General features: G+C 66.7%; 29 protein-coding genes. 16 read left to right on the top strand and 13 right to left on the bottom strand.

The window, feature by feature from the left end:
• The first annotated feature begins 14 nt into the window (after positions 1-14).
• The 13 genes from KF719_RS05575 (at position 15) to KF719_RS05515 (ending at position 12,898) form a co-directional block, all read left to right on the top strand.
• Positions 15-2,237, top strand: a complete 2,223-nt coding sequence (locus tag KF719_RS05575) for a hypothetical protein (protein ID WP_293507734.1) — start codon at positions 15-17, stop codon at positions 2,235-2,237.
• A 172-nt stretch (positions 2,238-2,409) separates the two neighbouring features.
• Entirely contained in the window at positions 2,410-3,303 is an 894-nt protein-coding gene (locus KF719_RS05570; RefSeq protein ID WP_293507733.1) for a hypothetical protein, read from the top strand.
• A gap of 187 nt (positions 3,304-3,490) precedes the next feature.
• Positions 3,491-4,819, top strand: a complete 1,329-nt coding sequence (locus tag KF719_RS05565) for a hypothetical protein (RefSeq protein ID WP_293507732.1) — start codon at positions 3,491-3,493, stop codon at positions 4,817-4,819.
• Entirely contained in the window at positions 4,816-4,989 is a 174-nt protein-coding gene (locus KF719_RS05560) for a hypothetical protein (RefSeq protein WP_293507731.1), read from the top strand. Before KF719_RS05565 ends, KF719_RS05560 begins: the two co-directional genes overlap by 4 nt.
• A complete protein-coding gene (locus KF719_RS05555; protein WP_293507730.1) occupies positions 4,986-5,558 on the top strand; it encodes a DUF1833 family protein in 573 nt (190 codons plus the stop codon). Before KF719_RS05560 ends, KF719_RS05555 begins: the two co-directional genes overlap by 4 nt.
• 247 nt (positions 5,559-5,805) lie before the next feature.
• The gene (locus KF719_RS05550) at positions 5,806-6,276 is read left to right on the top strand and encodes a hypothetical protein (protein ID WP_293507729.1); all 471 of its coding nucleotides are present in this window, start codon (positions 5,806-5,808) and stop codon (positions 6,274-6,276) included.
• A gap of 382 nt (positions 6,277-6,658) precedes the next feature.
• On the top strand, positions 6,659-10,087 hold the full coding sequence (locus tag KF719_RS05545; RefSeq protein WP_293507728.1) for a host specificity factor TipJ family phage tail protein: 3,429 nt from the start codon (positions 6,659-6,661) through the stop codon (positions 10,085-10,087).
• 73 nt (positions 10,088-10,160) lie between these two features.
• On the top strand, positions 10,161-10,970 hold the full coding sequence (locus tag KF719_RS05540) for a hypothetical protein (RefSeq protein WP_293507727.1): 810 nt from the start codon (positions 10,161-10,163) through the stop codon (positions 10,968-10,970).
• A gap of 11 nt (positions 10,971-10,981) precedes the next feature.
• Positions 10,982-11,467, top strand: a complete 486-nt coding sequence (locus KF719_RS05535) for a hypothetical protein (RefSeq protein WP_293507726.1) — start codon at positions 10,982-10,984, stop codon at positions 11,465-11,467.
• An 88-nt stretch (positions 11,468-11,555) separates the two neighbouring features.
• A complete protein-coding gene (locus KF719_RS05530; RefSeq protein WP_293507725.1) occupies positions 11,556-11,918 on the top strand; it encodes a hypothetical protein in 363 nt (120 codons plus the stop codon).
• Complete coding sequence (locus KF719_RS05525; RefSeq protein ID WP_293507724.1) at positions 11,915-12,355, top strand: hypothetical protein; 441 nt, start codon at positions 11,915-11,917, stop codon at positions 12,353-12,355. Before KF719_RS05530 ends, KF719_RS05525 begins: the two co-directional genes overlap by 4 nt.
• Positions 12,356-12,372: 17 nt before the next feature.
• Positions 12,373-12,747, top strand: a complete 375-nt coding sequence (locus tag KF719_RS05520) for a hypothetical protein (RefSeq protein WP_293507723.1) — start codon at positions 12,373-12,375, stop codon at positions 12,745-12,747.
• Positions 12,740-12,898 (top strand): hypothetical protein, encoded by a 159-nt coding sequence (locus KF719_RS05515; RefSeq protein WP_293507722.1) that lies wholly within the window; start codon positions 12,740-12,742, stop codon positions 12,896-12,898. The genes KF719_RS05520 and KF719_RS05515 overlap by 8 nt, the downstream gene beginning before the upstream one ends.
• 121 nt (positions 12,899-13,019) lie before the next feature.
• Here KF719_RS05515 and KF719_RS05510 read toward each other — a convergent pair whose 3' ends face one another.
• Positions 13,020-13,301 (bottom strand): hypothetical protein, encoded by a 282-nt coding sequence (locus KF719_RS05510; protein ID WP_293507721.1) that lies wholly within the window; start codon positions 13,299-13,301, stop codon positions 13,020-13,022.
• A 279-nt stretch (positions 13,302-13,580) separates the two neighbouring features.
• Between KF719_RS05510 and KF719_RS05505 the strand changes: the two genes are divergently transcribed.
• Positions 13,581-13,838: a hypothetical protein gene (locus KF719_RS05505; protein WP_293507720.1), complete on the top strand. Its 258-nt coding sequence runs from the start codon at positions 13,581-13,583 to the stop codon at positions 13,836-13,838.
• A 127-nt stretch (positions 13,839-13,965) separates the two neighbouring features.
• On the opposite strand, the gene KF719_RS05500 is transcribed toward KF719_RS05505, so the two are convergent.
• The 3 genes from KF719_RS05500 to KF719_RS05490 are packed head-to-tail and all read right to left on the bottom strand — an operon-like array spanning position 13,966 to position 15,108.
• Complete coding sequence (locus KF719_RS05500) at positions 13,966-14,625, bottom strand: RluA family pseudouridine synthase (RefSeq protein ID WP_293507719.1); 660 nt, start codon at positions 14,623-14,625, stop codon at positions 13,966-13,968.
• 7 nt (positions 14,626-14,632) lie between these two features.
• Positions 14,633-14,851, bottom strand: a complete 219-nt coding sequence (locus KF719_RS05495; protein WP_363318009.1) for a SlyX family protein — start codon at positions 14,849-14,851, stop codon at positions 14,633-14,635.
• Positions 14,851-15,108 carry a GIY-YIG nuclease family protein gene (locus tag KF719_RS05490; protein WP_293507717.1) on the bottom strand — a complete coding sequence of 86 codons (258 nt, stop codon included), beginning with the start codon at positions 15,106-15,108 and terminating at the stop codon, positions 14,851-14,853. Before KF719_RS05490 ends, KF719_RS05495 begins: the two co-directional genes overlap by 1 nt.
• Before the next feature lie 132 nt (positions 15,109-15,240).
• On the opposite strand from KF719_RS05490, the gene KF719_RS05485 reads away from it, so the two are divergent.
• Positions 15,241-15,843, top strand: a complete 603-nt coding sequence (locus tag KF719_RS05485; RefSeq protein ID WP_293507716.1) for an exopolysaccharide biosynthesis protein — start codon at positions 15,241-15,243, stop codon at positions 15,841-15,843.
• A 15-nt stretch (positions 15,844-15,858) separates the two neighbouring features.
• Here KF719_RS05485 and KF719_RS05480 read toward each other — a convergent pair whose 3' ends face one another.
• Positions 15,859-16,485: a glutathione S-transferase gene (locus KF719_RS05480; protein WP_293507715.1), complete on the bottom strand. Its 627-nt coding sequence runs from the start codon at positions 16,483-16,485 to the stop codon at positions 15,859-15,861.
• A gap of 150 nt (positions 16,486-16,635) precedes the next feature.
• On the opposite strand from KF719_RS05480, the gene KF719_RS05475 reads away from it, so the two are divergent.
• Complete coding sequence (locus KF719_RS05475; RefSeq protein ID WP_293507714.1) at positions 16,636-16,770, top strand: hypothetical protein; 135 nt, start codon at positions 16,636-16,638, stop codon at positions 16,768-16,770.
• A gap of 59 nt (positions 16,771-16,829) precedes the next feature.
• Here KF719_RS05475 and KF719_RS05470 read toward each other — a convergent pair whose 3' ends face one another.
• The 8 genes from KF719_RS05470 to KF719_RS05435 form a co-directional block, all read right to left on the bottom strand.
• Entirely contained in the window at positions 16,830-17,033 is a 204-nt protein-coding gene (locus KF719_RS05470; protein WP_293507713.1) for a cold-shock protein, read from the bottom strand.
• Between the two features lie 232 nt (positions 17,034-17,265).
• Positions 17,266-17,730: a hypothetical protein gene (locus KF719_RS05465; protein WP_293507712.1), complete on the bottom strand. Its 465-nt coding sequence runs from the start codon at positions 17,728-17,730 to the stop codon at positions 17,266-17,268.
• Positions 17,727-17,963, bottom strand: a complete 237-nt coding sequence (locus tag KF719_RS05460; RefSeq protein ID WP_293507711.1) for an AMP nucleosidase — start codon at positions 17,961-17,963, stop codon at positions 17,727-17,729. The genes KF719_RS05465 and KF719_RS05460 overlap by 4 nt, the downstream gene beginning before the upstream one ends.
• 116 nt (positions 17,964-18,079) lie before the next feature.
• Positions 18,080-19,066, bottom strand: coding sequence for a nickel/cobalt transporter (locus KF719_RS05455; RefSeq protein WP_293507710.1), 987 nt, complete (start codon positions 19,064-19,066; stop codon positions 18,080-18,082).
• A complete protein-coding gene (locus KF719_RS05450; protein WP_293507709.1) occupies positions 19,063-19,719 on the bottom strand; it encodes a DUF1007 family protein in 657 nt (218 codons plus the stop codon). The genes KF719_RS05455 and KF719_RS05450 overlap by 4 nt, the downstream gene beginning before the upstream one ends.
• Positions 19,720-19,812: 93 nt before the next feature.
• Positions 19,813-20,952, bottom strand: a complete 1,140-nt coding sequence (locus tag KF719_RS05445; protein WP_293507708.1) for an acyl-CoA dehydrogenase family protein — start codon at positions 20,950-20,952, stop codon at positions 19,813-19,815.
• Between the two features lie 82 nt (positions 20,953-21,034).
• Positions 21,035-22,231, bottom strand: a complete 1,197-nt coding sequence (locus tag KF719_RS05440) for an acyl-CoA dehydrogenase family protein (RefSeq protein WP_293510585.1) — start codon at positions 22,229-22,231, stop codon at positions 21,035-21,037.
• 117 nt (positions 22,232-22,348) lie between these two features.
• The gene (locus tag KF719_RS05435; protein ID WP_293507707.1) at positions 22,349-22,828 is read right to left on the bottom strand and encodes a nuclear transport factor 2 family protein; all 480 of its coding nucleotides are present in this window, start codon (positions 22,826-22,828) and stop codon (positions 22,349-22,351) included.
• Between the last annotated feature and the right edge of the window lie 13 nt (positions 22,829-22,841).

Raw genomic sequence — 22,841 nt, 5'->3', positions numbered from 1 at the left:
AAAGGCTAAATGCCATGTCGAAGCGGCAGGATGTCACGATCCGCCTGTCGGCCGAGGGCCAGGCGCAGCTGATCGCCAGCTTGCGCGCGGTCGGCGGCGAAGGCGAGCGCATGGCGCGGCAGATCGAGCGCGCCTCGGTGCCGCCGACACGCGGGCTGCTGGCGGTCAACGCCGCCTCGCGCCAGCTGCAGGGCAACATGCAGGGCCTGTCGGGGCGCGCCGGCGTGCTGGGCGCGTCGCTGACCGCGCTCGGGCCGATCGGCCTCGGCGTCGCCGCCGCGCTCGGCGCCATGGCGCTCGGCATCGGCAAGGCCTTCTCGATCGCCAGGGAAGGCATGGCCTTCGGCGACGAACTCGACACCGCCTCGAAGCGGCTGAAGATCGGCACCGAGGCGCTGCAGGAATATCGCGCGGCGCTGACGATCTTCGGCGACGCCGATGCCGATTTCGATCGTGGCGCCAAGGTGCTGCTGGAGCGCGTCGGCGAGGCCAATCGCGGCACCGGCGAGGGCGTCATCCTGTTTCGCCGTCTCGGCATCGAGATCCGCAACGCAAAGGGCGAGCTGAAAGGCGTCGACGATCTGCTGCCCGAGATTGCCGACAAGATGCAGGCGCTCGGCTCGGAGGCGGAACGCGCCGATGTCGCCGGCAAGCTGTTCGGGCGCGGCGCCGGCGCCAGCTTCATCAACCTGCTGCAGGACGGCTCGGAGGGTCTGGCGCGGATGCGCGGCGAAATGCGCGAAGCGGGCCTTGTGATGGACGCCGAGCTGGTGCGCCGCTATGCCGAGGCCAGCGACCAGTCCGAGATCCTGACCACCGCGATCGGTGTGCATCTGAAATCGGCCTTTGCGAGTTTTCCGGCCGGGTTGAATGCCTCGCTGGAGTTCATCAAGAACTTCGCGGAGCGCCTTGCGCAGATCGCGGACGGAATCCGCGACATCGAGGACAAGACGGAGGCAGGACTCGCCGCCCGCGAGCAGCGGCTTCACCGGCAAATGTTCGCCTTTGTCGATGCGCTCGCCAAGGCCGAGCGGCTGGAAGGCCTGGGTATCGACCCGGGCTTTGGCGGCCGTTCTGCCGATATCAAGGCGAGGATGGCCGAGGTCTCGGCGGAACTCCGGCGCATCGACGACACCCGCGCCGGCCGCGTGCGCGACACCGGCACGGGCGGCGGTGACGATCCCGGCGGCGACACCCGGTCGGCGCAGCAGATCGCCAATGCCGAGCGCGACGCGCAGGTGCTGGCGCGGCTCCGGATGGAGATCGAAAATTTTGGCGATGCCCGCGCCAAGGCGATCGACGGCGCGCTGGCGCGCCTGTCGAAGGACGCTTCGCCGCAGTTGCGGGCCGAGATCGAGCAGCTCGCCGGCACGATCCACGATCTCAACGAGGCCGAAAAGGTCAACGCGAAAATCCGCGCCGAACTCGATGCCATCGAAAAGGCTGGCGCGGCGACGCGCAAGGCGCTGATGACCGATGCCGAGAAGCTCACCGAGCGCGAGCGGGAACTCGGCGAGCAGCTGGCGCACAACGCGATCACGGCCGAGGAATATGCCCGCGCCATGGGACAGGCGCGCGAGCAATATGACGAGAGCACCCGCGCCAACAAGGAGCTGTCGGCGGGCCTGGCGCGGATGTCGATCGACGCGATCTCGACCGGCCGCGCCTTCACCAATCTGGGCGATGTCGGCGTCGAGGCGCTGCAGCGCCTGCTCAACAAGATGTTGGAAGTGCTGGCCTTCAAGCCGCTGGAGGATGCGTTTTCGGGCTTTCTGTCCTCGACCTTCTCCGGCGTCTTTCACCAGGGCGGCGAGGTCGGCGCGGCGGGGCCGGGGCGGCATGTCGATCCGGGCGTGTTTTTCGGCGCGCCGCGGATGCATCGCGGCGGTTCGATTGGCGGGCTCGCCCCCGGCGAGCACCCGATCATCGCCCAGGCCGGCGAGAAGATCTTCACGCCGCGCCAGCTCGACAATGCCGACGCGCTGTTCCGGTCGCTCGCCGGTGCCGGCGGACGCGGCGGCGGCGATGTCGTCTTCAACCTCAAGGTCGAGCCGCCGGCCGGTACGCAGGCCGAAACGCGCGAGCGCCGCAATGCGTCCGGCGGCATGGATGTCGAGGTGATGCTGCGGCAGATCGACGGCTATCTCGCCGACGGCATCGCGCAGCAAAGATCGCAAACCGGCGATGCGCTCGAACGCCGCTACGGCCTCAATCCCGCGGCGGGCTTGCAGCGGTAGATTCCTGGGAGTGGCGCGTCGGTTGCGGACTTCGCGGCCGTGGGCCGCTGCGCTCGCAACCTCCGCGCTCCTGACCGCGCCGCCGCGCCAGGGCCGAGGTCGTCGAGCGAAGCCGAAGGCGAAGTCCGCGACCGAGGCCCCTCTGCCTCGCGCATAGCGAGAGGCAGAAATCATGGCCCTGCCCGAATGGCCTGCATCGCTGCCGGCGAAGCCGATGCGCGAGGGCTTGCGCGGCGTGGCGCATGCGCCGGGGCGGCGGACGCCGATGGAAAGCGGGCAGGCCCGCGCCCGGGCGCTGGGGCCGCGCTCGCCGGCCGCGCTCGATCTCGGCTGGCGGATGACGGCCGAACAGTTCAGCCGCTTCAAGGCCTTTTACACCGGGCCGCTCGATCGCGGCACGCAATGGTTCACCTGTCCGGTCTGGACCGGTGGCGAGGTCGCGGCGCGGGTGGTGCGTTTTGACGGCGCCTTCCGTGCGGTGCCGCGCGCCGCCGCCGCCGTCACGGTGACGGCGCGGCTCACCCTGCGCGCGCTGCCCTATGACGATCCGGGGACGGAGCTTCTCGAAAGTTTTCTGGATGCGGATGGCGCACCCGTCTGGCCGGATGTCCTGCCGCTGCCGCTGCAGGAGGGGACCGCGCTCGATCCGCACCGTCCGCTGCCGGCAACCGATTTCGAGACGGGGCCGAAAGCCGCCATCAATCCCTTTCCGCCGTCGCCGGCCGAGCAGCCGGTGCGCTGGTCGATGAGCGTCGAACAGTTCGAGATCTTCAAGGCGTTTTATTTCGAGGCGCTGGCGCAGGGCACGGTCTGGTGTCCGCTGCCGCTCTGGTTCGGCATCGGTCTCGAAACGGTCGATGCGCGGTTCATCGGCCCGTGGTCGTTCGAGCCGCACAAGGCGGATCGCATTCTCGTTTCGGCGCAGCTCGAGCAGCGCAAGCTGGCGGTCGCCGATGAAGGCACGCTGGCGCTGATCGACATGATGGGCTTCGCCGGGCTTTCGGCCTTCGGCCCCGGCATTCACGGCTGGGTGCATGAGACCTGGCCGGGGGTTTTCGAAGAGTAGATTTTCGCACGCGGAGGCGCGGAGGCGCGGAGAAGAGCAAGGCCCGCGAGGACGCGAAGACGCGAAAAGAAAGATGTGCTGGCGGCTTCGCCGCCGAAAGAGTCTTCGCGCCGCAGGCGCAACAATCTTTTCTCTCCGCGCCTCCGCGCCTCCGCGTGAAACCCCTTCCTTCCTTCGAGGTTGCTCCATGGCATTGAACGAAGCCCAGGCGGCGGCGCTGGTGGACCAGCTCGAGGAAGACGCCGCGACGCTCAATGCGATCGTTCAGGGCGCGGACGATGCGGTGGTGCCGACCGAGGGCGGCGACGTGCCGACCATCGCCAAGGCGATCAAGGACGCGGCCGACACGATCCCGGCGGAATTCGCCGCCGCGATGGCCGCCTATCTCGCCGAAAGCGAGGACGATCTTGCGGCTGCGGTGACGGCGGCGGAAGAGGCAAAGGATGACGCAGTTTCCGCGAAAACCGTATCGGAAACGGCCCGCGACGAAGCGGGCGCGGCGCGCAACAAGGCCGAAGAATGGGCCGACAAAGCCGAAGACGATCCTGTCGAGGAGGGGCCCGACCGCTTTTCGGCCCGGCATCAGGCGGCCAAGGCCGCCGCTTCGGCCGCCGCCGCGCAGGCGATCGCCGAGAACCTCGTCAATGTGCTCGATTTCAAGGGCGGCTGGGACGCCTCGACCGAGGCCTATCCGGCCGACCCGGAGGTGGGCGACCTCTACACGATCACGACCGCCGGCACGATTTCCGGCACCGACTGGCGCGTCGGCGACGAGATGGTCTATGCGCCGAGCGAGACCTGGATACAAGTCGGGCGCGATCTGACGGCCGCCGAAATCGTTACGCTGCTGACGGGCACGTTCACCGATGCCGCGCATGGCACGCGCGGCGGCGGCACACAGCATGCCGAGGCGACGGAGAGCGTGGCCGGCTTCATGTCGGCGGCGGACAAGGTGGCGCTCAACGGCGTCCCGGCGGCACTCGCCGCCAAGGCGGATGCAAGCGCCGTCACAAGCGCGCTCAACGGGAAGATGAATGATCCCACTGGCACCGGGCTGGTGGTGAATACCGGCGCTGACGGCGCGTCCGTTGCGCGGGCGGTGGCGGGCGTCTTCGGCCAGACACTGGTGACCAATGGCGATGGCGTGGCCGCAAATCCAACCGTCGGTCTGCTCGCCTTCTCGCTGTCGATTGCCGACGACTCGGCGGTGACGGTGGACCTCGGCGCGAACTGGGTCGGCGACATCGACCTCATCACCCGCGCCGCCGCCACCATCAGGCCGACGACATATTATGCCCGCCTGCATTCAACCGGCAGCCGCAGCATCGATGTCAAATCGGCGGTCGGCTCTCTCGGTACCGCGGCGACGCTGCTCACCGATACCGAGCTGACCGGCACCACCGGCGCTGACGGGGTGTTCACGCTGTCCGGGCGCAGCCTTGGCAGGATCGACGTGCAGAACCGCACGGACGCCCTGCGCACGCTCGTCCTGATATTCAGAGGAGCCAACATATGACGACAGCTTCGCGCAAAGCCCTGCCGGTTGATGATCCGCGCATCAAGGGCAATGTCTGGGTCGTGTTCGATGAGGAAGGCACGCCCATCGGAAACTTCGCGCTGCGCGAAGGCGACGGCGCGGAAGAGGCCATCGCGATGTCGTTCGAAGTCAAGCCGTCACCGGCATGAGCGATCTCCATTCCGAAGCGCTGGAAGAGGCCTATGCCTCGGCGCCGGCGGGCGTCGAGGGTTGGGAGACGATCGAGGTGCGGCACCCGCTGCTGCCTGCGCCGGCGCGCTTCGTGCTCGATCACGGCGAGAAGATCGGCGAGACCGAGCCCGATGCGGCCGGCCATACGCAGGATATTTACGGCCGCATGCTGCGCCTCGAGGACGGCGCGCCGGAAGATGGCGGCGAACTTGTGATGTTCATCGCCACCGCCTTCGAGGTGCGCCGGCCCTCCTCGGAAGCCAACCGCCCGCCCGAACTGGCGATCCTGCTCGACAATGTGCCGGGCGATCTGATGGACGTGCTGGGGCCCGCGGCGGCGAGCGGCGAGCCGGCCTCGCTCACCTATCGGGAATATCTGACCGACGATCCCGACACCGTGCATTACCGCCTGGCCGGGCTGACGCTGAAGCGGGTCGCGGTGACGCAGCTGCGCATCGAGGGCCGGGTCGGTTTCATGGATCTCTTCAACCGGAGTTTTCCGAATGCCGAATACACGATCGAGGAAACGCCGAGTCTTGGAGTCTGAAGAAGTGGGCTCTCGGTCCGGGACTGCGCGGGCGAGGGCCCGCTCCGCTCCGGACCTCGATCCTGCGGCGGCGAAGCCGCCGGAGAAAGCCGCCGCGCGCGACCTCGCGCCTGCGGCCGCACGCGCGATCGCCAAGCGGCGCGGGACGGAGCGGAGTGAGCGGAGCGAACGCAGTCCCGACCAAGCCGCCACTTCTTCAGATTCCCGCGACCGAGCCGCCACTTCTTCAAAGACTCCTCCGCGCGACATGACGCTGAAGCTTCCACCCGGCTTGCCGGCATTGACCGGCGCGGCCCGTGCCGATGCGGCGGGTTTGTGCGAGGCGCTGATGCGGGCGGGCCTGCGCGCCGAACTCGGCGCCTGCGGGCCGGACGCCTTCGATTGCTGGTCGATGGCGCGGCTGATCGAAACGCATCTCTTCGGCCGCGCGATGGCGGAAGTCGACGCGACGGCGGCGCCGCTGAAAGGCATGGCCGCCCGCGCGATGCAGGCCGCCGGGCAATGGCGCGAACGCGGATCGATGGAGCGGCCGGGGCATGGCGACGGCGTGTTGCTGACGACGCCGGCGGCGCGGCCGCATGTCGGCGTCTTCCTCGATCTCGATCGCGGCGTCGTCGCCCATATGGACGAGCATCGCGGCTTCTCGATCGAAAGCCTGCCGGCGCTGAAGATCCAGGGCTACAGGTCGCCGAGATTCTTTGTCTGGCGCGAGTCTTGAGAGCGCGGCTCGGCGCGGGACTGCGCGGCCTTTGGCCGCTGCGCTCCGCACCTCGCCTGGGTGCGGCCGGCCGCTGACCATAAATCCTGTGTCACCCCGGCCGATCCCGGCTTTCGCCGGGACAGGAGCCGGGGTCCATCTGACTCTCCCGGTTGCCGGCGCCGCCCATGGTTCCCGGCTTTCGCCGGGATGACAGCGTTGGGTGGTGGGCCGGCAGTGCGGGCCATCCTTTCTTTTCCGAGGACGATGAATGACCGAGCGGTTAAAGGGTGCGCCTCGGCCGCGGGCCCCTGTGAAAAAAGGTGCGCTCGCGGCCTCGGCTGGCGCCGTTGGCCGCATCGGGGGCACAGGCGCACGGCGTGCGCCGGGGGGGCGGCCCCCTGTGAAAAAAAGAGGGCGCGCCATTCCGGCATCGCGCGAGGTGTTTCCGCTGGCGCTGCCGGGCCGGCCGGTCGAAGCCTTCAGCGGCGAGACGCTGGCGGCGATCGCGGCGCGCGCGCGCTTTCGCGGGCCGGTCGTCGCCTATGTCAATGGCCGCCCGCGCCTGCGGAAAAACGGCGGCTGGGCGAAGCGGCTGCGCGCCCGCGACCGGCTGCTGTTTCGCGAGCTGCCGGCGGGGGGCGGCGGCGGCAAGAGCCTGCTGCGCATCGCGCTCAATATCGCGATCGTGCTGACCGCCGGCTGGGCGCTGGGGCCCGCCGGCCTCGGCCTGACCGGGCTCGCCTTTTCGGGCGCGCTGGCCGGTGTGCATATCGGCGCCTCGCTGCTGCTGAACGCGCTCTTGCCGATGCCCGGCCCGCAAGGATCGGGCTTTCGCGGCGCCGACAGTCCCTCGCCGACCTATTCGCTGTCGACCGCGCAGAACCGCGCGCGGCTCGGCGAGGTCAAGGCGCGGCTTTACGGCCGCCACATCCTGGTGCCCGATCTCGACGCCGCGCCCTATACCGAATTTTCCGGCAACGACCAGTATCTGATGCAGGTGCTGAATTGCGGTCTCGGCGACTACCAGGTCGAAAAGCTGCTGCTGGCCGACACCGATCTCTGGACCGACAGCGCAGGCGACACGGGCGCCTTCGAGGGCGTGACGCTGGAATTCTGCCCGCCCGGCACCCCCGTCACGCTCTTCCCGACACAGGTCGTCACCGCCGCCGAAGTGACCGGGCAGGAACTGACCGGCGCCAATGAGGACGGTGCCGCCGAAGCGGGCGGCGCCTGGTCCGGCTGGTTTGTCGCCAATGCCCCCGGCACGGAGGCCAATTACCTGGCCTTCGATTTCGAGTGGCGCGGCGGCGCCGGGCGGCTGACCGATGCCGGCGGCATCGCGGCGGTGGAGACGCGGCTCCGCATGGAGGCGCAGCCGATCGATGCGGCGGGCGACCCCGCCGGCGACGCGGTGCTGCTGAAGGAGGAGACCTACAGTTTCGCGACCTGGACCGCGCAACGGATCTCCGAGCGCTTCGCGGTTGCGGCCGGGCGCTGGCGGGTCCGCGCGCGGCGCATCGACGATGCCGGCCATGTCGCCGACAACCGCGTGCGCGACACCGTCAACTGGACGGGCCTGCGCGCCTACCTGAAAGGCGCGCCGGGATCGCTCGACTGCTATCGCATCGCGGTGCGGATGAAGGCCGGCAATCAATTGTCGGGCCTGTCGGCGCGGCTCTTCAAGACGATCCAGACGGCGAAGCTGCCGGTCTTTCTGGGCTATGACGAGGGCGGCGCCCCGCTCTGGAGCGCGCCCCAGGCGACGCGGAAAATCTCGGCGGCGGCGGGCGACCTGCTGCGCAACGATGAATATGGCGGCGAGCTTCCCGATACCCGCCTCGATCTCGACCGGCTGGCCGCGCTCGACGCGACATGGGAAGCGCGCGGCGACACTTTCGACGGCGTCTTCGACCGGCGCACGACGCTCTGGGCCGGTCTCGCCGACATTCTGCGCGTGGGCCGCGCCGAGCCGCAGATGCTGGGCGATGTCGTGACCTTTGTGCGCGACGAACCGCGCGAGACGGTGCGGGCGCTGTTCGGCCCGCAGAACATCGCCGCCGGCAGTTTCAATCTCGATTATGTGTTTGCCGACGAGGACACGCCCGACGATGTGATCGTGCGCTTTTTCGATGAGGCAACCTGGAAGCCGGCACAGGCCCGCGCCCAGGCCGGGGGGGGCGCCGGCACGAAACCGGCGCTGCTCGATTATTTCGGCATCGTCGATTACGAACAGGCCTGGCGCGAGGCCGCCTATCAGGCGGCGGCCAATCGCCGCCGCCGCGTCTTTCCGGGCTTCGCGGCGGGCCTCGAAGGGCGGCTGATCGCCCGCGGCGACGCGGTGCTGGTCGCACATCCGCTGCCGCAATGGGGGGGTGCGATCGAGGTCGAGGGCTGGTTTGCCGCGAGCCGGCTGCTGCGCCTCGACGAAGCGCCGGTGCTCGCCGAAGCCGGCAACTGGCTCTATCTGCGCCGCCGCAATGCGCGGCCCTGGGGCCCGGCGCGGGTAACGGCCGGACCTGGCCCGCGCCAGCTCGTGATCGACGAAGACGACCTCGCGGCGCTGGGCGACCCGTCTGCTTTTATTTCGACCGGCGGCGACCGCGACCGCACCATGGCGGTCGTCGGCCATGCGCCGGCAAGCGGCGAAGCCGGCAACCAGGGCGCGGCGATGCGCGCCATCGTGGTGTCGATGCTGGGCGGCGGCGGCGACCGCGTGCAGCTGGCGCTGGTCAATGACGATCCGGCGGTCTATGCGGCCGATGAAGGCGAGGCGCCGCCGCGCGAGACGGCCGCGCCGGTGCCGCTGGTGCCGGCAAAGCCGGCGCTGGGGCCGATCGTGCTCAGCCAGAATCTGGGTACGCGCTATGCGCCGCGCCTTGCGGCCTCGGTGCTGCCGGCGGCCGGCGCCGTCAACTATGTCTGGGAAATTTCCTACGACAATGTCAGCTGGGAAACGCTGAAGGAAGGCTCGAACGCGACGCAGTGGCAGGGCGATGTCGAAACGGGGCTGGTCTGGATCGCCGTCACCGCCTTCGGACAGGGCGGCGCGCGCACCAGGCAGGTCGCGCATCGCAACCTGACCGTCAGCGAGGAAGTCCCGGGGGAGGTGACGGCGGTCGACAAGACGCCCTTCGCGCAAAGCGCCTTTGTCGATTTCACGCTGCCGAAGGAAGCCGACGGCCGCACCGAGGAAGGCCTGCGCGGCGTGATGGCGCGCTATTCGGCGGCGAGCGGTTTCGATCCGGAAGACGGCGGCGCACTCGGCGAGACGGTCTTCACCGTGCGCAACGAGCCGGCAACGACCCGGCTGCTGGTGCCGCTGATCGCCGCGCCGACCTATGTCCGCGTCGCGGCCTATAACGCCTTCGGCGAGGCCGGCCTCAACTGGTCGAGCGAGATCTCGGTCTCGCCGCTGGCGCTGACGGCCGGCGATTTTTCCGAAGCGGTGCAGGAAGCGCTCGCCAATGCCGAGGCGGTGGGCGCGGAATATGTGGTAAGGATCGCCGACAACCGCGTCGTCGGCTTCGCGCTGACCGGCGGCGCGACGGTCGATCTCGGCTTCCTGGTCGACAAGCTGATGATCGCGCATCCGTCGATCGATGGCGGCACGCCCTTCCCGGCCTTTGTGGTCGAGGGCGGCGTCGTCACCATCAACGAGGCGAAGATCGGCGTGCTGACGGCCGACAAGCTGGCCGCCGCGCTGGCCGAATTCGGCACGCTGACGGCGCTGAAGTTCCATTCGCCGATCGGGCCGGGCGAGACGATCGACGACGCGCTGCTCGCGATCGATCTCGAAGCGCCCTACATCCGGATGAAGCTGCCGTCTTGAGTGAGGCTCGGTGCGGGACTGTGCTCGCGTGGCTCGCTGCGCTCCGCACCTCGCCTTGTGACCGGAGCAAGCAATGAAATCGATCCTGATCGCCGGGGCCGACGACAAGCCGGTGGCGGGGGTGCGCGCCGGCACGGTGGCGGTTTACGAGGCGGGGTCGCAGGGCAAGGATCATGGCCCCGCCATCGCGCCTTACGACAATCTGGCCGATGTCGACTTCCATACCGACTTCGACTATCTGCGCGTGACCTCGATCGTCACCAGCCGCGATGCCGGCATGTCGTCGATCTCGCTGCCGGCGACGGCCTGGAATTCCAGCATCAGCCGCACCGACACGCTGTTCGCGCATGGGCTCGGCTACAAGCCGCTTCTCTCGGCCGACATCGAGATCGGCTCTTATGTGCAGCCGGCCGCCGGCACGATCAATCCGCTGCCCGGCGGCAACACGGCCAATGTCAACAAGCGCTTCATCTATTTCGTCGCCGACACGACGAATGTCTATATGCGTACGCGGGGCTGGGTGGCGCCTTCAATGACCGTGCACTGGGTGGTGCGGGTCTATGCCGAGCGCTTCCAGACCGTCGAGCCCGGCGAATATCTGATCGACTTCGATCCGGCCGGACTCGAGATCGCGCAGTTCGGCAAGATCGACAGCGAGCATCGTTTCGTCCGCGAGGTCGCGAGCGGGCCGGGCGATTTCCGCCTGATCGGCAAGCGCAATGTCGCGCATGGGCGGCAGTCGCAAGCGCCGCATGGCACGGTCAACAAATACGGGCAGTCGGACGGCGCGACCGACTGGGCCTGGCTGCAGGCGACCAGCGGCGTCAACCCGGTGGCGGGGACGGCGACGATCTCGGTCGACGCGATCGAGGCGGCGACGTGAGGGGGCTCAGCATGGGCCCCGATGTCGGCGGCATCGAACTCAGGGACGCCGCCGACAATCTGATCTTCGCCTCGCACCGGCCGCAACAGGCCGTGCTGCAGGTGCTGACCGGTCAGATCGTCACGTCGGCCCATGCACCGGACGGGTTTTACGCGGCGGGTCATATCGCCGATCACCCCATCGGCTCGACATCGCTCTCGGTGTCGCGCGTCATGGGCTGGATCAAGATGAACACGGCGACCGGCATCATTCCGGGCGGCGACGAATTCGAATTCTCCGGGTCGGCGACGATCGAGGGGCTTGAGCGCGTGCTCTCCGATCGCGCCGAGACCGCGATCCTGCTGACGCTGAGCCCGCTGATATCGGGCGGCAATGTCTATATCCGCGAGGAATGGTGGAACAACGCCAATGCCGGGCCGGGCTTTCCGAACGTGACGATCCCGGCACTGACGGTCGATTACGACGTCCGGCTCTACACGATGATCGGCGGGAGCTAGCCATGAAACGATGCCATCGCGATATTCTTTTTCATTTTGCGGTGGCGCTCGCCATCGTCGGACTGACCTTGCTGACATGGGGGTTTCAATGAATTTCTGGGCGGGGGCGGCGGCGTTCTGGCAGATGGCGACCGAACAGGTCAACGGGTTTTTCGCCTCGCTGCTGGCCGCCGCGCTGGCCGGGCGGCTCGCCTGGCACACAAGGCTGGTGCAGAAGGGCGAGCGGCGCTTCTTCTCGAAGGAGATGGGCTTCGAAGCGCTGGCCGTGCTGTTCCTCTTCTATGTCGCGCAGGCGACGATCGCCGGCGCGGCCTATTTCCTGAAGCTGCCCGATGACGTGACCGCCGCGATCGCGCCCGGCGTCGCGGCGCTGATTGCCTATTTCGGACCGGGCGGCATCCAGGCGGCCGTGGTGGCGCTGTGGCAGAAATTCGGAGGGAAGACATCGTGAGCGATCTCGTCAACGGCTTGACGGCACCGGATGGCCGCGTCCTCTTTACGCGCAGCGAGCTTGCCTGCAGGGGCACCGGCATGTTGCGGCTGGCGCCGGGCTTCGGCGACCACCTGATTGCGCTGCGGCTTGCCTTCGGCCAGCCGATGACGCCGACCAGCTGCTGCCGGGCGAAGAGCCATAACGACAAGCCCGCACGCGAAGGCGGGGCGGGTGGCCACCCACAAAGCCTCCACGTTTGCGACCAGCCCTTCCACCCGACCGGCGGCTGCGCAGCGATCGACATCGCGATGCGCGACGGCGTCTATGCGCTGAAGCTGGTCGGCACGGCCGAACGGCTCGGCTGGGCCGTCGGCATCAACTTCGCGCGCAACTTCATCCATCTCGACCGCCGCGCCGATTTCGGCATCGGCGATCCGCGGCTGTTTTCATACTGACGATCGGGGAGACCAACGTGATCTCGAAGCTGATCCCGCCGCAGTATCAGATGCTGGCGCTCGCCGCCGCGTTTGCCTTCGTGGCCGCCGGCAGCGCCGCGGCCGGCTGGCAGGTCAATGGCTGGCGTCTCGGCAAGGCGGCGGCGGAGGAACGTGTCGACACGCTGTCGGCCGCGATCGGCAAGATCGGCGAGGACATGACGGCGCTCGGCAATATCTCGCGGGGCAATCAGGAAGCGGATGCCAGAGCCGCACAGGCGGCGGAGGAGGGGTTCGATGCGATCAAGGCCTATCTCGATGCGCAGGGCGGCGGCTGCACTCTCAGCGAGTCTGATGCTCGCTTCCTGCGGGACAACGCGGATCGAAGACGCGCCGCGCGCAAAGGTGGATGAAAGCCTGCTCGCGCCCTGCGCGGCGCTGAAACCGCCGCAGGCGGGCGATGCGGCACTCGCGGTGATCGACAGGCAGGCAGCGGCTTATGAGGCCTGCGCGGCGCGGCAGGAGGCGCTGGCCGCGTCCGCGCGGGTGATCACGCGCGACTGACCATGTTCCTGCCGCCCGATCGAGATCGGCCGCTTTCATGGGCGGCCGATGCGCGTCGCTCCTGACGCGCCGTTCCTCCCTGAGACTGCCCGCCTCCGGTACCCCCGGGGGCGGGCTTTTTTTATTGTGCTCGTGGAAAGGGCTCGGGCCCGTGACTTCCCATCATCGAGGGCGCGCGGATCGAGCTGTTGCGGCCGCCGCATTTCGAGCAGCGGAACTTCGTGTGCAGCCAGTCGCGCGGTGCCTGCGGACCCCAGCGGAGAACGAGCGGCACCAGCGCCACCGCCGTATGATGGCCGCAACCGATCGTGTCGCAATAAAGCCGGACCCAGCGCGGCTCGGCCTCGGCGAGCTGGCCGATGGTGGCGATCGGTGCATCGTTCGGAAAGTGATGACGGGACATGGCCGGCAGGATAGACCCTGCCTTCGCCGCCGCAAGCCTCAGACCCGCGCCTGCAGCAGGAATTTCGGCCCCGGTTCCCTTCCGTTCCCAGACCGTGGGAATCGGCCGTAGCGGGCCTCCGCTACCATTTCTCTTTTAGAAACATAGACTTGTCTGTCCGGTTGTCTTTCGTGGCATCCGGCACGGGTCCTGCATTTTACGGTCCAGGAGCCCCTTTCGGGGCGCGGATCGTCGCTGCCTTGTGCCGGAATGGCGCAGGCGTGTCACAGGATGGAGCAGATGAAGGTACTTCTTTCCCGGACCGGGCTGACGCTGGGCGCAATCGTTGCGATTGCTGCGGCGCTTGCACTTTATGCGTTTGCCGGCGCTTCCTCGGCCTATGCGTGCTCGGCCAACGTCAATTCGAATTTTAATTCGAACTTCAATTTCAACAGCAATTCCAACGTCAATGTGAACGGCAACAGCAATTCGAACTCGAACTCGAACTCGAACTCGAATTCGACGACGACCAGCCTGCGCGTCAGCGTTTCGAGCTGATCTTGCAGGCGGCTGTCGCCGTACTGTCAAAAATCTGTCAAAAATGCACTTATCCCCGGCCGCCGGCGCCGTCATGCGACGGGTCCGGGGGCGGGGATAAAGCGGGGATAAGTCCTCGCGGCCGCCGCTAGAAAGGACAGGCATCCCGGAAGGTGCAAAACCGGCCGTCCGCAGGGTGGAGGATGGTCAGTTCGAGGGCGTGAAGCTGCAACCGCCCGGCTGCCCGCAGCGCCTCTTCATGGGCATAGAAATTGTCGCCGAGGACCGGGTGGCCGAGATGCGCCATGTGGACCCGCAACTGGTGCGAACGGCCCGTCAGTGGACGGAGCATCATCCGGGTCGCCATCGTCTCGTGCGCCATGACCTGCCACTCTGTTTGTGCGGGTCTGCCATTTTCAGTATCGATCATCTGTTTCGGACGGTTCGGCCAGTCGCAGGCTATGGGTGCATCGACGCGGCCGCTTTCGCCCATGACATTGCCCCAGACGCGCGCGACATAGGTTTTGCGGGTCATGCGCCGTTCGAACTGCAATCCGAGGTGGCGCTGCGCCGGCCGGTTGCGCGCCATCAGGACGACGCCGGAAGTATCACGGTCGAGGCGGTGGACGAGCAGCGCGGCCGGGTCGGCGGCCTGGGCGCGGCGCTCCAGACAGTCGCCATGTTCCAGCGGTTTGCCGGGAACGGTCAGCAGGCCGGCCGGTTTCGAGAGGACCAGAATGTCGTCGTCGCGATGGAGGATCGTCAGGGGCTCCATCGGCGGGGCGTAGGCGTAGGGTGCGGGCTGCATCGCGCGGTCAGTAATGCGGCGGCGGCGGCTCGGTGCCTGCCGGCGCGTCGGCGCGTTCCTCGACGGCTTGCAGGCGGCCGCCCAGTGCGCCGAGGCGGCGGGTCAGATCGTCGATTGCCTGCCATTGCCGGGCGACGATTTCGTTGAGCTCCTCGATCTCGCGTTCGCGGTGGACGAGGCGTGCTTCCAGAACGTCGATCCGTTCACCGAGGGCTTTCTCGTCCATCATCGTTCCGCCTTGCCGACCAGTTTCCATTTTTCCGCCGCGCTGAGTTTCTTGACCGCATATTCGGCCTTCAACGCCTCGGAACGGCTGGCGAAAGTCTCGACCATCGCGAGCCGCACCGGCGGGTAGCTGCGCGTGAACTTCGCGCCGCGGCCCTCTGCATGCGCCTTGTAGCGCGCTTCCGGATCGAGCGCGATGCCGGTGTAGAGCCTTCCGCCGGCGCATTCCAGAATATAGAGATACCAGGGCTTGCTCATGCGGGTTTCCGGCTCCGCCTGGAAGTGTTCCCGTGCGGATGTCAAATGCCATAATGGCGCAGTGACGGCCCTCGTCAAAAGGTGTTAGATGCGTGCCGGTCCGGCTGGGGTATCGCATTCGATGAGACGCCGATGAAACAAAGAAGAAGCGGCGCGCTGCGGGGTCTCGCCCAGGTCGGCACTCGAAAGCGTCCGAACGGAAGCACGCTCGGCGAAGTTCTCGAATCGCTCGGCGATCGCAGCTTCGGCTGGGGCTTTGTACTTGTCGGTCTCATCAACATGCTGCCGCTGCCGCCGGGCGCCAATCTCGTTCTCGGCTTGCCGGCCATTTTCATCGCCGCCCAGATGGCGCTTGGCCGACCCGCATTGTGGCTGCCGGACATCATCTCGAAACGATCTTTCACCCGCAAACGCTGGCGGGCCGGCGCCTTGAAGGCGTTGCCTCTGGCGCGGCCGTTGTCGCGCATCATGCGGATGCGGATGTCCGGCGTCTTTCGCGGACCGGCGGAACGGCCGCTCGGCGTGCTGCTGCTGGCGACCTCCTTGGTTTTGTGCGTGCCGGTGCCGTTTACCGGGTGGCTGCCGGCGATTTCGCTTTTCGTCGCGGGGCTCGGTCTTGTCGAGCATGACGGACTTGTGGTCGGCATCGGGGCCAGCATTGCAAGCGCGGCAATCGGCGTGGCGATGTTCGTTGTCGCGGCGATCTGGTTCGGGCTCAACTACGCCGCGCAATAACTTCCACCGCTCCTGTTAGCCGCCCAGATCGTACTGGCCGCCGCGTTCGACGCCGCGCTTGTAGGCGGGGCGGGCATGAACCGCGTCGAGATAACGGTTGAGATTGGCGAAGGGCCTCAGCAGGCCGAGCGAGCGGGCGGCCTCAAGCACGAAGACGATCTGGAAATCGGCGCCGGTCAATGCGTTGCCGACGAAGAAATCGTTCTTTCCGAGCGCCTTGTCCATGTAGCCGAAATGATTGGCGATCTCGCTTTCGAGGCGCGGCCGCAAGGGCGCGGCGGCGTCGCCGAGACGCATCGTGTAGAGCGTCAGCATGACCGGCAGCATGGCCGAGCCTTCCGCATAGTGCATCCAGTGGAGCCAGGGGACGAAGTCGGCCGAATTTTCGGCGGGCATGAATTTGCCTTTGCCGTATTTCCGGATCAGGTACTCGACGATGGCGCCGGATTCGGCGACCGTGACGCCGCCATCGGTGATGACCGGCGACTTGCCGAGCGGGTGGACCTTCACAAGCTCGGGCGGTGCGAGGTTGGTCGTTGCGTCGCGCTTGTAGCCGGCAATCTCGTAGTCGAGGCCGAGTTCCTCCAGCAGCCAGAGGATACGCTGGGAGCGCGAATTGTTGAGGTGGTGGACGGTGATCATGGGGGGTGAATCCTTCAAAATCGGCGGTAAGAACGACAATTCGCAGGCGTTGCGTCGCGGCGCGGCGTATAGTCGAAACTGCAAGCAAGTGCATCGATGCCGGCGCGGAACCTTTGCGCTGCGATCATGCGTTTCAACAGGAGGTCGATTTTGGCCAAGGGTCAGAAGAAGAGCAATCGAGAAGCCAAGAAACCGAAGGCGGAGAAGAACATAAAGAAGAAGGGCGGGCCTGTGCCCGCGGCTTCACCCGTTGCCGCCGTCGGCAAGGGCGGCAAGAAGAAGTAAGCAAGACGAAAATGGCCGGGCGCAAGGCCCGGCCATCCGATCCATCGAAGGATAAAGGCTTACTCCACCGTCAGGTTGGCGGCGGACGTCTTGCCTTTTTCAGTCACGAGTTCGTAGTTGACCTTCTGGCCCTCGTTCAGCGTGCTGAGGCCAGCGCGCTCCACGGCGCTGATGTGAACGAACACATCGCGGCCGCCGTCGGACGGCTGAATGAAGCCGTAACCCTTCTGGCCGTTGAACCACTTCACGATACCTGTCGCCATTTCTTCGTCTCCTCAAACGCATTTGCATGCGTCAATAACCGCGCGCCTATCGCGCGGCGTCGTACAACCTGATCTTTTGGGAGTCTTGAAAGGGCCCGAAGGGCGGAGCAGCCAAGCCAGGCCAAAATTCGATTGCCTGAAAAGACAACAGGATAAGGGTTGCCAAGTCAACGGCTTTGTCCGCGGGCGGACGCCGGAGAATGGCGGAATCCCGCGAAAATAATGACCTTCATCAAGGGCGGCGCGCGAGCTTTTCCTGAAGCGCATCGAGCGCGCGGTCGATCGCATCCTTGGCGTTTGCCGTTACGCCGCCGCGCTCGTACTGGCGCTTGACGAGATCCTCGACGCGGTCGATCAGCGTGTCGATGCTTTCGCCTTCCTGCCCTTGCGCAAAATGCGGGGCCGGAATGCGGTCTGCGTCTCCGTATTTGTCGAGCCAGTCCTCCATGCGCCGCGCGGCATGGAGGACGTGATAGAACTGGCGGCCGGTGTCGCCGTCGCGGTTGAACAGGGAAATGGCGGCGGCGCCGATCGAGATGGGCACCAGCACCAGATCCTTGACGTTATCGAGAATGAGCTTGCCCTGAAGGACGGCGACGTCGCGAAACAACGTCCAGCGATCTATCCGGTTTTCCCCGCTCGCCGTTTCGCCGCCGGCGCGCGCCTCTTCCGCCCTGTCGAAGGGCGGCGGGGTCACTTCTCGATGCCCTTGCGGACAAAGGTGACGGCATAGAAGGCTTCGCCGTCGAAGAGGTCTTTCGGCGCACCGAGCCCCTCGATCATCTGGAACTTGCGCTGCACGATCTGGCCTTCCATGCGATAGCCCTTCTCGCTCATGTTCCGGCGGTGGAACTCCATCGCGGCGGGGGTGAAATCGCGCGCGAGGACGGTGATGCGCTCCGGGGCGTCGCTGGTCTTCTCGTCGGCCATCGTTTGTCTCTAGCTTGTTTGTTCGTCTTCGGGAGCGCCGTTCGCGCGGAAGCGCGGCGCCGGTTTTCGGGGGCAGTATGGGGCGGGGGGCAGGGCTTGTCGATAGGGCCGGGCGCTCAGAAAAGGGGCTGGCGCGGCAGCGTGAAAGAGCCCACCAGCAGGAACAATCCGAAGATCAGAATGAAGCCGCCACCGGCGATCCGGAGGATGCGTTCCAGACGCTGCGTCCAGGGGCTGTCGATGCGGCCGGCAAGGCGCAGCGCACCGTTTTTCGAGGCGACGGTGAGCAGCGCGAGGCCCGAGACCGTGATCGCGGTGCCGACCGCCATTGCGAAGGCGGAGAGGACGCCGATATGGAATGCCTGCTGCGTGACCGCGAAAAGCAGCACCAGTATCGCGCCGCTGCACGGGCGCAAGCCGACCGAGAGGATGACGGCCGCCATGCCTTTCAGGCCGCGCGCCTTGCGAATCTCGACCGGTGTCGGCAAATGGGCGTGATCATGCGCATGGTCATGGTGGTGGTGCGCGTGATCGTGGCCGTGATCGTGACCATGATCGTGAGACGGGCGGAAGGCACGCCAGATGAGCCAGGCGCCGACGCCGGCGATCAACGCGAAACTGGCGCGCTCTATGATCGGCACGATGTCGGCGGTGGCGCGCTGCGTCATGCCGAGGGCGAGTGCCAGGATGCCGACGACGAGAATCGCGGTGACGGCCTGTGCGAAGGCGGAGAGGAAGGCGATCAGGATGCCGCGCTTCACTTCGCGTTCGTCGGCAAGCAGCCAGGAGGTGACAATGACCTTGCCGTGGCCGGGGCCGGCGGCGTGGAAGACGCCATAGAGGAACGAGATCGAGACGAGGCCCCAGGCGGCGGCGAGCGAGCCCTGCAGGTTGACCGCGCGCAGCGCGCCGGCCATGGCGCGGTAATATTCCTGCTGCATGCCCATGATGTAGCGCATGAGGCCGGCGAAGAGACCGGGTTCGGGCGGCGGCGTTTCGGCGCCGGGCACCGCGAACGGGCTCTGCGCGAGCGCCGCCGTTGCGGCGCAGGCGGCGGCAAGGACGAGCGCCGCCAGCAGGGGCTTTTGCCGCAGGCTTTTCATTCGGCCGTCTCGCAGATCAACGTCGCGGTCGCCGCAAACATCGCCCCCATCTGCGACTGTCCGCTGGTGAAGGCGGATTCGGGCAGCGTCATCCAGACGTTTTCGACATTGGGCGTTTCGATGGCGGTCTTGCAGCGCCCGGCCGCCTCGCCGACGACGCGTAGCGGGTCTTTTTCGGTGTAGTCGATCGAAATGTAATAGGAGGGATCGTAGACGCGGAATGTCGCCGGCGCCGCGGCGGTTGCGGCGCGCGGTTCGGCGATCGGCAGCGTGAAGCTCAGCGACAGGCGGCCGCTTTCCTCGTCCCATGTCGAATGCGCGTCGCGCGGTTCGCCAAAGGCCGCCGGTTCGCCGCCTTGCGTCACCTCGGCGAAGTAGTCGAACTCGGCAAGGTTCGACATATTGACGTCGGTGAGCGCCGCGAGGTCTTCGGACTTGTAGTCGCCGCCCGGCTTTTCGAGGCCGTCGAGGGCGAAGGCCGAATAGAACTCGTCGAAAATCCAGACAATGGTGACGGCGGCGAGGCGGCCTTCGGCATCGACATGGGCTTCCGTCCGCAAGTCGATCCAGACATGGGGGTGGGCGCTGGCCGGCGCGGGCATCGCGACCAGCGCCAGCGCGAGGGCGAAAAGCGGCCATACACCCGCCGCCATTCCGGACCGGACCTTCAACATTTTACGAACGCATGCCCCCGGCGTGTGAACTTGTGGGCGAACGCGCCCCGAGGGGCCGCGTTCGCAGGATCGTCAGTAGCCTTCCAGCGATGCATAACGGTCGCGGTGGAAATTTCCGTCGCCGAAACTCGCCGTGGCGACGCGGGCGCGCTTCATGAAGAGGCCGACATCGAACTGGTCGGTCATGCCCATGCCGCCATGCATCTGCAGGCCTTCATTGGTCATCAGGGTCGCGGTGTCCGAGAGGCGGGCCTTGGCGAGGCTCGCGATCAGCGGCACGTCGTTGCGCCGGGCTTCCAGCGCCGAGAGCGCGTCGAGCACGACCGAGCGGCAAAGCTCGATCTCGGCAAAGAGCACCGCCATGCGGTGTTGCAGCGCCTGGAAGGAACCGATGACCTTGCCGAACTGCTTGCGCTCCTTGAGGTAAGCAAGCGTCGTGTCGAAGACCTCCTGCACGAGACCCAGCATTTCGGCCGAGATGCCGATGCGGGCGATGTCGAGCACCTGTTCGAGCACGTCGATGCCGCCATCGACCGAGCCGAGCACGGCAGTGGCCGGCACCGACACGTTGTCGAACGAGATGTCGGCGGCGTTGCGGCTGTCGACCATCAGGGTGCGCGTGATCTTGACGCCTTCCGATTTCGGATCGACGAGGAAGAGCGTGATGCCGGCGCGGTCGTTTTCGTTGCCGGAGGTGCGGGCGGCGACGATGAGCTGGTCGGCGACATGGCCGTCGAGCACGAAGGTCTTCTTGCCCGAAATCCTGAAGGCCTGGCCGCTCGCCTCGGCGCGGGTGGCGATGCGGGTCGGGTTGTGGTGCGGGCCTTCCTCCAGCGCCAGCGCCATGATGCGGTCGCCGGCGGCGATGGCCGAGAGGATGTCCTGGCGCTGCGTCGCGTTGCCGGCAAGCTGCACGGCCGAACCGCAGAGCAAGACGGTGGAGACGAGCGGGCTTGCGGCCAGCGTGCGGCCGGCCTGTTCGAGCACGAGGCCGAGGCCGACGGGCCCGAAATCGGTGCCGCCGTATTTTTCGGAAATCATGATGCCGGCGAAACCGAGATCGGACATTTCCTTCCAGATCGCGCGGTCGAAACCGGTGGCGTCCTTTGTGTCGCGCAGTTTGCGCAGATTGGCGATGGGCAGCCGCTCCTGGAAAAACTGCGTTGCGGTGTCGCGCAGGAGCTGCTGCTCCTCGGTGAGTACAAGTGCCATTTCGTTGCTGTGTCTTTTCTGTCTTGTGTCAATTGGCGGTGCGCGCGCCGCGCGGACGCGCGTGAATGCGGTATGGCGTTTCTCAGTCGGGCAGGCTGAGGACGCGCTTCGAGACGACGTTGAGCTGCACCTCGCTGGTGCCGCCCTCGATCGAGTTTCCCTTGGAGCGCAGCCAGGAGCGGGTGACCGTGATTTCGTCGCCGGTGAAGCCTTCGCCTTCCCAGCCGAGGCCCTTGGTGCCCATGATTTCGAGCAGCAGTTCGAAGCGGCGCTTGTTGAGCTCGGTGCCGTAATATTTGAAAATCGACGAGGCGGCGCCGGGACCCTGACCGGCTTTCGCTTCCTCGGCCGAACGCTGCATGGTCAGCGCGAAGGCCTTGCCGTCCATCTTCTGGCGGGTGATGTGGTCGCGCAGCGACGGGCTGGCGACGCGGCCGTTCTGCTCGCCGTAATAATCCTTGGCCGCCTGTTCGAGACCGCCGAGACCGGCGCCGGAGCCCGCGCCGCCGAGGCCCATGCCCGAAATCATCTCGCGCTCGTGCTGCAGCAGGCGCTTGGCGATGGTCCAGCCCTTGTTGAGTTCGCCGACGAGATTGCCCTTCGGCACTTTGACGTCGGTGAAGAAGGTTTCGCAGAAGGGCGAGGCGCCGGAGATCATGCTGATCGGGCGCGCCTCGACGCCGGGCGTCGCCATGTCGAAGAGCAGGAAGCTGATGCCGTCGTGCTTTTTTGTGGGGTCGGTGCGGACGAGGCAGAAAATCCAGTCGGCCTTGTCGGCATAGGAGGTCCAGATCTTCTGGCCGTTGACGAGGTAGTGATCGCCCTTGTCCTCGCATTTGGTCTGGAGGCCGGCGAGGTCGGAGCCGGCGCCCGGCTCGGAGTAGCCCTGGCACCAGCGGATTTCGCCGCGAACGATCCTGGGCAGGTGTTCCTTCTTCTGTTCCTCATTGGCGAATTCGAGAAGGGCCGGCCCGAGCATCCAGATGCCGAAGCTCGACAGTGGGGGCCGCGCCTTGATGCGGCGCATCTCCTGCTGGAGAACCTGGTTTTCCTCTTTCGAGAGACCACCGCCGCCATAGGCCTTGGGCCAGGTGGGCGCGGTCCAGCCGCGTTCGGCCATGCGGTCGAGCCAGAGCTTCGCCTCGGGGTTCGCGTATTTGGCGTTGCGGCCGCCCCAGACCGTCTCGTCCTCGGAGGTCATCGGCGTCCGCATCGAGGGCGGGCAGTTTTCCCCCAGCCAGGCCCTTGTTTCCTGACGGAATTTCTCCAGCGCTTCCATGAACGTCTCTTTCTTGAAGGTTCGATTTTTGGGTGGCGACAGCATAGCAACCGGTCCCGGCGAGGCAACCGGCATCGGCGGGTGAGAAGGGCAGCTTTTAAGGGTAAATGCGGGCGTTCAGGATTTCAGGTAGCGGGCGACTTCGGGGCGCTCGCGCAACTGCCGGGCCCATTTGCGCAACACGCCGGCAAGCCGCGGCTCCTCGACGCCGAGTTGCGCCATCGCGACGCCGCCATTGACGCTTTCGCGGTAGTCGGCGATCAGGCCGTCGCGGAGCTCGAAGCGGCTCATGCCGTCGATCACGACCTGATTGCCTTCATATTGCGGGAGCGTCGAAACGAATTTCGACAGCGACCAGGCATAACCCAGATTGCCGTTGCAGACGGGATCGATCATCCGCCAGTCATAATCGCGCGCGTCGCGGTGGAAGAGCTCTTCCAGCATGTGGGCGATTTCGTCGCGGCCCTTGTGATCGCCATAGATGTAGTCGTGGTAGACGCCATCCTCGGTGAAGCAGGCGGCGAAGGTCTTGCCGTCGCCGGCCGTGGCGGCGGCGGAGAAGCGCGCGAGCAGGTTTGCAAATTCATCCGGCGTCATCGCGCTTCTCCGT

Origin of the sequence: Parvibaculum sp., assembly GCF_019635935.1 — a bacterium.
GTDB lineage: Bacteria > Pseudomonadota > Alphaproteobacteria > Parvibaculales > Parvibaculaceae > Parvibaculum.
Note: the sequence above shows the minus strand (reverse complement) of the source record. Positions and strands in the feature narration are given on the sequence as shown.

Coding starts and splice junctions, on each gene's coding strand:
- KF719_RS05505 (WP_293507720.1), top strand. CDS start 13,581: ATGAAGGTACTTCTTTCCCGGACCGGGCTGACGCTGGGCGCAATCGTT.
- KF719_RS05470 (WP_293507713.1), bottom strand. CDS start 17,033: ATGGCGACAGGTATCGTGAAGTGGTTCAACGGCCAGAAGGGTTACGGC.
- KF719_RS05495 (WP_363318009.1), bottom strand. CDS start 14,851: ATGGACGAGAAAGCCCTCGGTGAACGGATCGACGTTCTGGAAGCACGC.
- KF719_RS05500 (WP_293507719.1), bottom strand. CDS start 14,625: ATGCAGCCCGCACCCTACGCCTACGCCCCGCCGATGGAGCCCCTGACG.
- KF719_RS05450 (WP_293507709.1), bottom strand. CDS start 19,719: ATGGCGGCGGGTGTATGGCCGCTTTTCGCCCTCGCGCTGGCGCTGGTC.
- KF719_RS05440 (WP_293510585.1), bottom strand. CDS start 22,231: ATGGAAGCGCTGGAGAAATTCCGTCAGGAAACAAGGGCCTGGCTGGGG.
- KF719_RS05530 (WP_293507725.1), top strand. CDS start 11,556: ATGAATTTCTGGGCGGGGGCGGCGGCGTTCTGGCAGATGGCGACCGAA.
- KF719_RS05560 (WP_293507731.1), top strand. CDS start 4,816: ATGACGACAGCTTCGCGCAAAGCCCTGCCGGTTGATGATCCGCGCATC.
- KF719_RS05435 (WP_293507707.1), bottom strand. CDS start 22,828: ATGACGCCGGATGAATTTGCAAACCTGCTCGCGCGCTTCTCCGCCGCC.
- KF719_RS05480 (WP_293507715.1), bottom strand. CDS start 16,485: ATGATCACCGTCCACCACCTCAACAATTCGCGCTCCCAGCGTATCCTC.
- KF719_RS05485 (WP_293507716.1), top strand. CDS start 15,241: ATGAAACAAAGAAGAAGCGGCGCGCTGCGGGGTCTCGCCCAGGTCGGC.
- KF719_RS05550 (WP_293507729.1), top strand. CDS start 5,806: ATGACGCTGAAGCTTCCACCCGGCTTGCCGGCATTGACCGGCGCGGCC.
- KF719_RS05540 (WP_293507727.1), top strand. CDS start 10,161: ATGAAATCGATCCTGATCGCCGGGGCCGACGACAAGCCGGTGGCGGGG.
- KF719_RS05535 (WP_293507726.1), top strand. CDS start 10,982: ATGGGCCCCGATGTCGGCGGCATCGAACTCAGGGACGCCGCCGACAAT.
- KF719_RS05565 (WP_293507732.1), top strand. CDS start 3,491: ATGGCATTGAACGAAGCCCAGGCGGCGGCGCTGGTGGACCAGCTCGAG.
- KF719_RS05445 (WP_293507708.1), bottom strand. CDS start 20,952: ATGGCACTTGTACTCACCGAGGAGCAGCAGCTCCTGCGCGACACCGCA.
- KF719_RS05510 (WP_293507721.1), bottom strand. CDS start 13,301: ATGTCCCGTCATCACTTTCCGAACGATGCACCGATCGCCACCATCGGC.
- KF719_RS05455 (WP_293507710.1), bottom strand. CDS start 19,066: ATGAAAAGCCTGCGGCAAAAGCCCCTGCTGGCGGCGCTCGTCCTTGCC.
- KF719_RS05575 (WP_293507734.1), top strand. CDS start 15: ATGTCGAAGCGGCAGGATGTCACGATCCGCCTGTCGGCCGAGGGCCAG.
- KF719_RS05460 (WP_293507711.1), bottom strand. CDS start 17,963: ATGGCCGACGAGAAGACCAGCGACGCCCCGGAGCGCATCACCGTCCTC.
- KF719_RS05490 (WP_293507717.1), bottom strand. CDS start 15,108: ATGAGCAAGCCCTGGTATCTCTATATTCTGGAATGCGCCGGCGGAAGG.
- KF719_RS05570 (WP_293507733.1), top strand. CDS start 2,410: ATGGCCCTGCCCGAATGGCCTGCATCGCTGCCGGCGAAGCCGATGCGC.
- KF719_RS05555 (WP_293507730.1), top strand. CDS start 4,986: ATGAGCGATCTCCATTCCGAAGCGCTGGAAGAGGCCTATGCCTCGGCG.